General features: G+C 63.7%; 9 protein-coding genes. 1 reads left to right on the forward strand and 8 read right to left on the reverse strand.

Annotation, left to right across the window (positions count from 1 at the left end; genetic code table 11):
* Positions 1 to 16: 16 nt before the first annotated feature.
* The 5 genes from QZ149_RS04200 to glmS all read right to left on the reverse strand — a co-directional run bounded on the left by QZ149_RS04200 (position 17) and on the right by glmS (position 4820).
* Positions 17 to 916: a GRP family sugar transporter gene (locus tag QZ149_RS04200; RefSeq protein ID WP_291450021.1), complete on the reverse strand. Its 900-nt coding sequence runs from the start codon at positions 914 to 916 to the stop codon at positions 17 to 19.
* 373 nt (positions 917 to 1289) lie between these two features.
* Positions 1290 to 1745 (reverse strand): hypothetical protein, encoded by a 456-nt coding sequence (locus tag QZ149_RS04205; RefSeq protein WP_291450022.1) that lies wholly within the window; start codon positions 1743 to 1745, stop codon positions 1290 to 1292.
* A complete protein-coding gene (locus tag QZ149_RS04210) occupies positions 1738 to 2127 on the reverse strand; it encodes a helix-turn-helix transcriptional regulator (protein ID WP_291450023.1) in 390 nt (129 codons plus the stop codon). Before QZ149_RS04210 ends, QZ149_RS04205 begins: the two co-directional genes overlap by 8 nt.
* Positions 2128 to 2167: 40 nt before the next feature.
* Entirely contained in the window at positions 2168 to 2704 is a 537-nt protein-coding gene (locus tag QZ149_RS04215; RefSeq protein WP_291450024.1) for a hypothetical protein, read from the reverse strand.
* A gap of 202 nt (positions 2705 to 2906) precedes the next feature.
* Positions 2907 to 4820, reverse strand: a complete 1914-nt coding sequence (gene glmS / locus QZ149_RS04220) for a glutamine--fructose-6-phosphate transaminase (isomerizing) (protein WP_291450025.1) — start codon at positions 4818 to 4820, stop codon at positions 2907 to 2909.
* Between the two features lie 117 nt (positions 4821 to 4937).
* On the opposite strand from glmS, the gene coaA reads away from it, so the two are divergent.
* The gene (gene coaA, locus QZ149_RS04225) at positions 4938 to 5948 is read left to right on the forward strand and encodes a type I pantothenate kinase (protein ID WP_291450026.1); all 1011 of its coding nucleotides are present in this window, start codon (positions 4938 to 4940) and stop codon (positions 5946 to 5948) included.
* A 71-nt stretch (positions 5949 to 6019) separates the two neighbouring features.
* Here coaA and QZ149_RS04230 read toward each other — a convergent pair whose 3' ends face one another.
* From QZ149_RS04230 to QZ149_RS04240, 3 genes are all read right to left on the reverse strand, one after another.
* Complete coding sequence (locus QZ149_RS04230; protein WP_291450027.1) at positions 6020 to 9577, reverse strand: cadherin-like beta sandwich domain-containing protein; 3558 nt, start codon at positions 9575 to 9577, stop codon at positions 6020 to 6022.
* Positions 9578 to 9735: 158 nt separating this feature from the next.
* On the reverse strand, positions 9736 to 10668 hold the full coding sequence (locus QZ149_RS04235; RefSeq protein WP_291450028.1) for a carbohydrate ABC transporter permease: 933 nt from the start codon (positions 10666 to 10668) through the stop codon (positions 9736 to 9738).
* On the reverse strand, positions 10665 to 11097 hold a 433-nt coding region (locus QZ149_RS04240; RefSeq protein ID WP_291450029.1), incomplete at its 5' end, for a sugar ABC transporter permease. The genes QZ149_RS04240 and QZ149_RS04235, both read right to left, overlap by 4 nt.

The following is an 11097-nucleotide window of genomic DNA, read 5'->3' on the forward strand; positions in this document are numbered from 1 at the left end:
GGAGTGAACGCGCCGGTTAGGCGACGTCGAGGGTCTTGGCGACACCCGCCAGGACCGCGCCCACGATGACCAGGGCGACGCCGATGATGGTCCAGCGCAGCTCCTTGCGCGTGCGGGTTTCGTGGAGCCACAGGATACCCAGCGGCGTGGAGATCAGGATTCCGAGCTGGGAGAGCGTGAAGCCGGTGCCGGCGCCCAGGTTGTTGGAGTTGAGCTGGAGCAGCAGGATCGCGGTGCCCCACAGGACGCCGTTGAAAATCGAGGGGAACATGCGGCGGTGACGCAGCGAGTCCTCGGGGGCGACACCGCCGCGGCCCTGGATCGCGAAGAAGGCACCGCAGTACACGGTGTAGCCAATCGCCTGGGGCAGGAGGAATTCGGCGGGCTGGATGCCGAAGTACTTGATGATAAGCGGGAAGGCCACGAGTCCCAGCGTGGAGGTGGTCAGCAGGAACGCGCCCCGCTTCCAGTCGAGGGAGGCCGCGTCGGAGCCGGACTCGGAGCGGGAGAGGAACCAGATGCCGACGATGAGGACGGCGATGGCGGCGAGGCCGTAGGGCAGTGCGCCGCCGTGGAGCCACTCGCCGAAGATCGCGATGCCGGCCAGGGACATGAGGACCAGCTGGCCGCCGGTGGACAAGGGCATCGTGCGGCTCATGCCGAGCACCGAGTAGGAGCGCAGCTGATCGCACACGCCGACGCCGAGGAGCAGACCGGTCAGGAAGGAGACGCCCAGGTTCAGGGGTGTCCACGCGGGGTGCAGGAACGGGGTGGCGACGGCGGCCATGAGCAGGCCGCCGAGGACGGCACCCATGACTCGCTGGCGGTCTGAGCCACCGGTCTTTCCCATCAGCGTCGTAGCGACGCCGAAGAAGACTGAGGGCAGGATGCCGATGAGGATCGTGGACAGAGTCATGTGCGCACCTCCTGGGGTGTTCGCGGCCCCGTTTCACGAGGCCGGGGCTTGTTTGCGTTGAATGGTGTGGCGGGCTTCCCGCCACCTCTTCAACGCTAGTCGCCCCCTCCCCCTCGTCTGCAATCTCCATCGCGGTTTTGGCTGCTGTTTCACACACCTCTCATGATGGCGTTCACAACTAATGGCATTTCCTATACGCCACCTCACGCCCCGGTTCCGTAAAACTGACGCCGGTCCGTAAAAGCGGCCCGGGCCTCGTCCCAGATGAGGAACGAGGCCCGGGAACGTTCACGGGGCCGCGGCCGACGTCAGACTATAGGGCGAACAAGGTGCGGGAGAGACGCGCACAGCCCTTGTAAGAAAACCGCCTGGACTACATGTTGGGAGCGAACGTGATTTGGCCGGGGCGAATGAGAGGCAGAAGAACTGCCGTGCCGGTAACCCGCGTGGTCAGATCACTGAGGGCTTCACGAGCATAAGGAAACGCCGCCATAAGCGCGACTCTCGATGCAAAGTCTGCAGGGGCTTCAGGGGAGAGAGCAAACTCCTGGCAGCCTTCATAATCGGTAATGACCGCGATAACGGCCTGCCACTGAGGAGCCGTGATCTGGAATTTAAACCGAGTTCCGAACTCTTTTCCTTCCTGCCGAGTCCCGAGATTGCAGGTAATCTCGATCGGCGTCGACTCGCTGTCTTCACGATCAACACCTGCCTGCGGAGCATTGTCAATGAGGTCAATCGACAGGTGGTCAAAGCGGATAGCTGCCAGCTGGAGTTCCACAATCCTGAGCATCTCGTCGGCGGTTGTCAAGAGCGGTACGTCAGACATGAGCTGGCTCCTGGGTAATGGTCCAGCCGTCGGCGATTACCTGTGCCTTACGCGGTGTCGCCGGAACACGGACAGTTGCCTTGGCGGCTCCGGTCATCTGCCACGTAGCGGGCACGCCCTCACCACAGTCATCGACAACCTTGATGTCGATGAGCGCATCGACGGCCATCGCGTAACGGATAATGGACGACACAGTCGGGTTAGCGTCATAGCGTTCAAACGCAGCGACCGTCGGCTGACTGACACCCATGCGCTCGGCGACAGTCCGCTGGCTAAGCTTATGCTCCTTGCGGAAGCTTACCAAATCCTCGAGAAGGCGATCCTTCGCATCGACCAGCAGATCTGCGCGGCGCTCAAGGATCTCATCACTCACTGAAGTCATAGATTAAACTATATAAGTGTGAGATGACGTTATGCAAACTTCAGTCATGTTGTGTGCGCCGCTCGACACCCCAGCATGTGCGATATCCGGAGATGAGGAGGCGCTCGGCAATGGTGATCTGAGCGTCTTGCGCGGCCTTGGTCGCAGCCGGGTTGCCCTTGATGATCACCTTCTCATGAGCATGGAGGCCCAGTATGCAACGGTCAAGCTGCTCAGGCTGAGCGTGGATAAGGCGGACCTCGACCCCAATCCCTAAGCGATTAACTTCGTGAACCCGAATGTCCCGCCAGCGGATTTCGAAGAGAGTAGCACCGCCACGCAAGGATTTTAGTTCTCTCGGTGGCCGAAGCTTGCCTTGAGCAGCTTTTTCAAGACGTTTTCTGAATAAAGCGCGGTTCAGCTTCTCCTGGTAGGGATGCAAGCGGCGATTCGCCGGGGCCGAGATGGCTCCCATGAGAGCCTCCACAGCTAAGCTGATGTGCTCTTGAGCCGTTCCATTACCGCCGCCATACCAATAGAAGTCCGCAGGCAGGTCGAGACACGCATTCGACCTGGAGGAATTATCTGCGACACTCATGACCTCCATGGTAGCCGGATGGTATTGAATTGTGAGCGCACATGCCGTCGACGGCTTGCCTCGCACAACACGCAAGGGGAACCCACAGTCGCCCCCGAGCATGAGGAAGCTGACACCGCTCCGTAAAAGCGGCCCGGGCCTCGTCCCAAATGAGGAACGAGGCCCGGGAACGTTCACGGGGCATGCGCCCCGCGCAGGTGGATTACTCCACCGTCACGGACTTGGCCAGGTTGCGCGGCTGGTCGACGTCCAGCCCCTTGACGGTGGCGAGTTCGCAGGCAAAGATTTGCAGCGGCACGACGGTCAGGAGCGGCGCGTACAGGGTCGGCACGGGGGGCACGCGGAAGACGACCTCGGCGAACTCGTCGACGGAGGTGTCTCCTTCCTCTGCGACGACGATCGTGCGGGCACCGCGGGCGCGGACCTCGGCGATGTTGGCCAGGACCTTGCCGTGCAGCTCGGGACGGCGCGGGGTCGGCACGATGACGATGACCGGCTGCCCCTCGTCCACCAGAGCGATGGGGCCGTGCTTGAGCTCGCCAGCGGCGAAGCCCTCGGCGTGGATGTAGCAGATTTCCTTGAGCTTGAGCGCGCCTTCGAGGGCGACGGGGAAGCCGACGTGACGCCCCAGGTAGATGACCGAGGTCGCGTCCTGCATGGTTCGGGCGAACTGGCGGACCGTCTCGCCGTTCTCGAGGACGCGGGCGATGGCCTCGGGGACTCGCGTGAGCTTCTCCATGTAGTCGGCGATCTCGTCGGCGTACTTGTTTCCGCGCACCTGCGCCAGGTACAGGCCCAGGATGTAGCAGGCGGCGACCTGTGCGGTGAAGGCCTTGGTGGAGGCGACCGCGATCTCGGGGCCGGCGTGGGTGAGGATCACGGCGTCGGACTCGCGCGAGATGGTCGAGCCGGGCGTATTCACGATGGCAACGACCTTCGCGCCCTGCTCGCGCGCGTGGCGGATCGCCTGGATCGTGTCCATGGTTTCGCCGCTCTGGGAGATGGCGACGACCAGGGTCTTCTCACCGACGACGGGGTCGCGGTAGCGGAACTCGCTGGAAAGCTCGACCTCGACGGGGATACGACACCAGTGCTCGATCGCGTAGCGCGCGACCTGGCCAGCGTAGGAGGCGGTGCCGCAGCCGATCATGATGACCTTGTCGACGGAGCGCAGGACGGACTCGGGGATGCGAACCTCGTCCAGGGCCAGGTGACCGAAGGAGTCGATGCGGTCAGCCAGGGTCGCACCCACAGCGTCGGGCTGCTCGTGGATTTCCTTCTCCATGTAGGTCGGCCAGCCATTCTTGGTGGCGCGGTCGGAGGAGAAGTCAACCTTGTACTCCTTGAGAGCAACGGGCATGCCGTCGGGGTCGATGACGGTCACGTCGGTCGCCGAGACGACGACGACCTGGTCCTGATCGATCTCAACGGCACGGTTCGTGTGCTCGACGAAGGCCAGCACGTCCGACCCCAGGAAGTTCTCGCCCTCGCCCAGGCCGATGACCAGCGGGGAGGAACGGCGGGCCGCGACGATAACGTTTGGGGACTGGGTGGAGACAACCAGGAGAGTGAAGGTGCCGTGAAGCTGGGCGGTGACGGCGCGCATGGCGACGACCAGTCGGCGCGCGACCTCTTCGTCGGTCCCGGTCAGTCCGGCGACCGCTCCCGTGTACGAGGCCGGGGTGGCCTGGTCGTAGGCGCGCGCCAGCAGGTGGACGACCACCTCGGTGTCCGTCTCGGAGGCGAAGGTCTCACCATCGGCGATAAGGGCGGCGCGCAGGGTGTCCGCGTTTTCGATGATGCCGTTGTGCACGAGCGAGAAACGACCGTCGGGGCTCGTGTGGGGGTGGGCGTTCGCGACCGTGGGGCGCCCGTGGGTCGCCCAGCGGGTGTGCCCGATGCCGGCGACAGCGTCGGCAGGGCTATCCGCGTCGATTTCTTCCACGAGGTTCACGAGCTTGCCGACCGCGCGGCGCACGTAGAGGCCATCCGCACCGGTCAGGGCGATGCCCGCCGAGTCGTAGCCACGGTACTCCAGGCGCGCCAGACCGCCGAGGATCACCTCGCGGCTGCGCTGGGAAGCCTTACATCCAATATGTCCAACAATTCCGCACATGCCACTAATTCCAACACATCGATCCCGTTCCGGCACACTGAACGTATGTCGATTCACGTGGCGTACGTCAGGTGAACACGGGGCGCAAGAGGACCCTATGTGAGGGACAATAACCCCGTGAGCACCACTGACGCTTCCGCGCCCACCCCATCCACGGCCTCGTCGGGAACGGCCCCGAACGTGGGATGGCGGGCCAACCCCAGCCCCTACGCGCGCTTCGACCGTCACGAGTGGGATGCCCTGGCCGACCGTACTCCCCTGCCGCTCACCCAGGAGGACATCGACCAGATCGCGTCGCTAGGCGACCCCATCGACATGACCGAGGTCGACACGATTTACCGGCCCCTGTCGGCCCTCCTCCAGCTCTACATCGACGGGCGTCGGCGCATCTCCGCTGAGCGCCACGCATTCCTAGGCGAATCCGACGCCCACTCGACGCCCTTCGTCATCGGCGTCGCCGGGTCGGTCGCCGTCGGCAAGTCCACCGTCGCCCGACTCCTCCAGCTCCTGCTCTCACGCTGGGACTCCACGCCCCGCGTAGACCTGGTGACCACGGACGGCTTCCTCTACCCGAACCGCATCCTGCAGGAGCGCTCCCTCATCGCCCGCAAAGGATTCCCCGAATCCTACGACCGCACGGCCCTCATCTCCTTCCTCGCGTCCGTCAAAGCCGGCAACCCCCACGCGAAGGCCCCCGTCTACTCCCACGTCACCTACGACATCGTTCCAGACACCTACATCGACGTGGACCGCCCCGACATCCTCATCGTCGAAGGCCTCAACGTCCTCCAGCCCCCACGCTCCGCGCCCGGCTCCATTTCCGTCGCCGTCTCCGATTACTTCGACTTCTCCATCTACGTCGACGCCGACGAGAAACATATTGAGCAGTGGTACGTCGAGCGTTTCCTCAAGCTGCGCGCGACAGCGTTCACCCGCGAGGACTCATTCTTCAAGACCTACGCGTCCTTGACCGACACCGAGGCCGTCTCCACCGCACACATGGTGTGGAACGCGATCAACCTGCCGAACCTACGCGAAAACATCCAGCCCACCCGCGAGCGCGCCACCCTCATTTTCACGAAGGGTGCCGACCACCGCGTCGAGTCCCTGGCGATTCGCAAGGACTGACCCTCCCCCACGCGGACGAGGCCACAGCCGGAACACCCGGCCATGGCCTCGTCATTCACGCGGCAACTCTGTTAGCCGATCCACGCGCCCGAGGGCGCGAAGTGGTACCAGGTCCAGCCGATCAGCTCCCAGCCGGTGGCCATGGAGCCGCTGCCTCGCAGGTAGAACCAGGTGGGTCCTTCCTGATACCAGCCGGTCGTCATCGCACCACTGGTGCCGAAGTGGTACCAGGAGCCGCGATCCTTCACCCAGCCAACCTGCTGGGCTCCGGAGGTACCGTGGTAGTACCAGTGTCCAGCCTCGTGAACCCAGCCCGTCTTCAGGTAGCCGCTCGCGTCGAAGCGGTACGTGAGGCCATCGATGACCAGGGTCTCGTTCGCGGCGTATGTGCCGTCAGAGTAGGCGTACCACCAGCCAAAGTAGCCGGACTTCCACTGGCCTGTGCGAGGCTGGGGCGTGGGATCCGGGGTCGGCCGGGGTGCCGGGGTGGAATCCACGGTCGGGTCTGGGGTGGGGGTCGGATCCACGGAAGGGTTCGGCTCGGGTGAGGGATCCGGTGTCGGATCCGGTGTCGAATCCGGTGTCGAATCCGGGGTCGAATCCGGGGTCGGATTGTCGAGGGTCACCCAGTACAGGAAGCGCGAGTCGCCGCCGCCGACGGCCGTCAGCACGACCTGCGAGGTCTCACCGTCGCCGAGTTCGACTTCCTGCGTCGTCTTGTCGGCGGGGTTGACGAGCATCAGGTGCGCGTCCGCGCTCGGCTTCTTGACAGTCAGGGTAATATCCTGAGCGGTCTCGGCCAACGAACCGTTGTCTGTGCGCGGGTCGAGCAGGTAGGACGGGTAGCGGGTCTGGCCGGTCAGAGCGTTGACAACCATGAAGCCCGTGGGGGCCGTCGTGGAGTCGCCGAAGATCTCGGCGGACTTGGCGCTCTCCAGGCCCTTCAGCTGCTCGAAGTAGCCGACAACAACGTCGCCGGGCAGGCCGTCGTTGACGGAGCCGACGTTGGACACCGACATGTCAACCAGGCCGACGGCTTCGTTGGCGGCTGTAGCCTCGTCGCCGGAGGCGAAGTTACCGTAGGTGTAGCCGCTCAGCGTCGGGGTATCGGAACGGGCCGCGTACTGGCCAGGCTTGTAGGCGATGAACGTGGAGTTCATAGCCTTCGTGTAGTTACCGATGTAGCTGACGTTGCCGAAGATGGTGGAGAACTCGTAGAACGAGCGCGTCGGCGCACCATCATGGTCGATGATCGAGGAGCGGTCGTAGCCGTTGTACTCCATGCGGAACAGGCCGAACCACTTCTGGCCGGTCGCCAGGCCCAGGGACGGGACGATCGACTTTTCGGAGGCAGACACGTTCGCATCCCAGTTGTAGTCCAGGTACTGGCCGTACAGGATTGGGCTGGAGCCGTCACCGGTAAGGCCCTTGAGGCCGTATTCGCGCTGTTTCTTCCACGTGTTGGTGTTGAGCAGGTCCATAACGACGTTGCTCGGAGCCGGGCCGCCGTTGGCTCCCCAGTAGTACTTGTCCCAGCTGAGTAGGTCAGGCTTGGCATTCTCGACGTAGTAGCTCAAGTTTGCGTCGCGGTACCAGGACGGGTCGTCCCAGGAGTTGGCGTGGACGACCGCACCGGGGATATTCTGCTTCGACCAGGCGAACCAGTTCTTGAAGCACTCGGATTCGCCGCGGTTGAATCCGCCCTCGTCGCCGTACTGGATGTCGACGAGCGTGGACGCGTAAGGCGCCATGTACTCGTTCATGAAGTCGTGTGGCTTGCCCGCATTGCACATGCTGTTCTTGCCGGTGGGGGCCTTGGCGAGGGCCCACGGCGCCCCCTTGCCTAGGGACTCCATCATCGGGGTGTTGAACATGGGCAGGTCGTAGAACATCGGGAACGCGCCACCCGTGAGGTCACGCTCATTGGCGTCGAAGCCACCGCGACCGTAGCCCTCGGAGGGAACCCACGCGGGCATCATGACGCCGTACTGTAGTGCGAGGGCCTGGGCGCGGTTGACACCCCACGTGCTCTCCCCGGGATTGAAGCCGGAGTATCGCTCGTACATGGAGTTGTCGACTTCAGGGGCGACGGGGGTCTGACCAGCAGGCAGACCCCACACCTCAATGTCGTTGAAGGTCACGGCGGTGGCAATATTCTGCGGTGTCTGGGGCTCGGTCTCGTCGTTCATCCAGATGCGGATGTTTGTGGCGAGGTGGTAGGCGTTGAAGTCCCAGTACCACAGGCCGCGCGCGTCGCGCGTGAGCGAGCCGTGGGTGACGATGGTCGTCCACGGGCCGCCGTCGGCCTCCTGGACAGCGATGGCCACGGAGTTACCGCCGTGCCATCCTTGCGCGCCAGCGGGCAGGGTCGGGGTGCCCCATCCGTTGACGCGGTGCACGTAGCGGGCTTCGCCCAGGTGCAGCTCGATACCGGTGACGTTGCTCGACCAGTCGCTGGCACGAACGAGCGGATCGGAGGTCCACGTCGTTGTAGGGTCGAGGTCGGTCAGGGCCGCGTTGTCGGCCTCGGTGCCGCCGTTCGCCGAGGCCGTGGCGGGCACGAGCACGTTGCCGCGGAAATCGGTCTCCACCTTGGTGATGTTGACGACGTAGGTGGCTTCCTTGCCGTCCTTGGATACGGTCGCGGTGATGACGTTCAGGCCGGTGGCGAGGTCGAGGTTGGACACGCGTCCGGCGGCGTCGGGGGTTACGCCGTTGATGGTGACGGCGGCGCCCTCGACCGCGCGGAGGCGCGCAGAGACGGTCGTGGCATGGTAGTAGCCGGTGGCCGTGTAGGTGTGGGTGCTGGGGGCGAAGTCCACGGGCTTGCTGGGTTCGCCGTAGGGCAGCTGGTCGATGACGAAGTCAACGACGAGGTCGGACGCGCCCGATCCCTGCTCGGGAGCCTCCGGGTGAGGAACGACGGGGCGGACCGCGTCGTTGTTGACGCCGCCTTCGTCACCGCCGTAGGAGGTGATCGCGTTACCGTCGGCGTCGCAGGGCAGGAGCTTGATGTCGGACAGGGCCATGTCCGACTTACCCGGGGCGAGGGAGCGCAGGCCTGCAAGAGCGATGACGCGCTTCGTCGTCGCGGGGAAGGTCACGTACTGTTCCTTGTTCCCGTACTGTAGGTCGGAACCGTGGGCGAGTTCGGTGCCGCCGTCCCACGTGCCCGCGGCGACCTTCATCTTCCAGTCGTCGAAGGAGGCTGCGGCGGCGGGGTTGCCGGGGTCTTCGTCGAAGGCGAACACCCGGTATTCGCCGGGGAATTGGTCGTTTCCGAGCGTCGAATCGTAGGTGGGGCGCGGGGTCAGGCCGAGGCCGCAGACCTGGGTGCCAGGCGTGGGGTTCTGGACGGCGAGGGCGTGGGGGTAGGGGTCGAGGCCTCCCTTCCACTTGGTGGTCCAGAAGGTCTTGGTCGCGTCGGTGCGAGCGGTGTCGTCGTCGACGAGCGCTGCGATGGTACCATTCGGGGCACCTTCGCCGACTGTCTCTTCGGAGGTCGCCCACAGAACGGTCGGGTGGTAGGGGGTGTCGGAGGCTGCGATGGTCGCTGCGGGGGTGAGGCCGAGCATGGTGGCCGCGAGAATCGGCGCTCCAAGCGCACCGATGATGGGTCGAGTCCCCATGAGTGTAACTCCTTCGTCAGTATGGGGTGAATGGCCGGGAACCTTCGTTTGTCGAAAGGGATCCCACAATACCTATCACGTGTTAGCTTTTGTGACAGAACCTCCTTTTTGGGTAGAAAATACCCTCGCGGGTGCTGACGCACCCGCGAGGGGCGAGATTAGAACTTCAAACCACCGTCTTCGATGCCACGGAAGAAGAACTTCTGACTGAACATGAAGACTAGGACCACGGGGATCATAGCGACGACTGCTCCGGCCAGAACCAACTGGTAAGTGACGCCCTGGGGCGAGTTCTGGATCGCCGTCAGCGTCAGCATCAGCGTCTGCTTCTCCGGATTCGGCAGCATGAGCAACGGGAAGATGAAGTCGGACCATGCCCCGATGAAGGAGGTCAGGCCCACGACCGTCAACGTACCGCGCACCTGGGGCAGGAAGATGGACCAGAAGCGACGCAGCTCGCCCGCCCCATCAATCAGGGCGGCATCCTCTATTTCGTCGGGAATGCCCATGAATGCGGCACGCATCATGAGGATCTGGAAGGGACCGATCATCGCAACCATCCACACGCCGGGCAGCGTGTTGTAGAGGTCAAGCTGCACCATCATCTTAAACAGGGAGAGCATGATGGACTCGAAGGGGAAGATCATGGCGGACAGGACCACGAAGTACATGATGGTGCGCCCGGTCCACCCACGCCTCGACAGCATGTAGCCGCCGATACACGACAGGATGATGTTCGAGGTCACAGTCAGTGCCGCGATGATCGCCGAGTTCTTGATCGCCCCTAGGATATTAGTGCGCTCGAAGAGGACCGCGAAGGAATCCAGCGACCACTGCTGTGGAAGGATCGTCGCACCCTGACCGAAGACAGATTCGCCGGGGGCCTTGAATGCCGCCATCAGTGGCAGGATGAGAGGTCCAACAAGAACGATAGCGACGACAATCAGCAGCACGTACCGCGCAAACAGGGCGCCGCCGCGCATCTGGCGCGAGGCGACGGTGCGCCCCTGACGTTCAAGGCGACGCTCCTTGCGCCACTGGGCCAAGCGCTCGCCGAAGGAGGTGGTGTCGGTGCGGGATGCGGTGCTCATGAGTCTTCAGCCTTCCTCTGCAAGCTCTGGGAGGCGATGATGAAACCGAAGGTGATGAGGAAAAGACACACCGACGCGGCGTCACCTTGCCCCAGAGATCCGAAGGTGGGGTCGACGATGCGGTCTCGGATATACATCGTCAGGGTCTTTGTCGGAGAGGCGGAGCCACCCAGGAGGTAGACCTCTGTGAAGATCTTCAGACAACCGATTGTCGTCAGTGTGGCGACCAGGAACATCATGACCCTCACGCCGGGGACAGTGACGGTCACAAAACGGCGGATCGGGCCAGCACCGTCGATTTCGGCGGCCTCATACAGGGACTTGTCCACGTTCGCCAGGGCCGACAAATACAGGATCATGTAGTAGGGCAGGCCCTGCCACAGGGTGATGATCATGGCAAAAAACAGGATGAGCCATTGATTCGACAGG

Origin of the sequence: Actinomyces sp. ICM47 (assembly GCF_905369875.1) — a bacterium.
In the GTDB taxonomy this organism is placed as follows: Bacteria; Actinomycetota; Actinomycetes; order Actinomycetales; family Actinomycetaceae; genus Pauljensenia.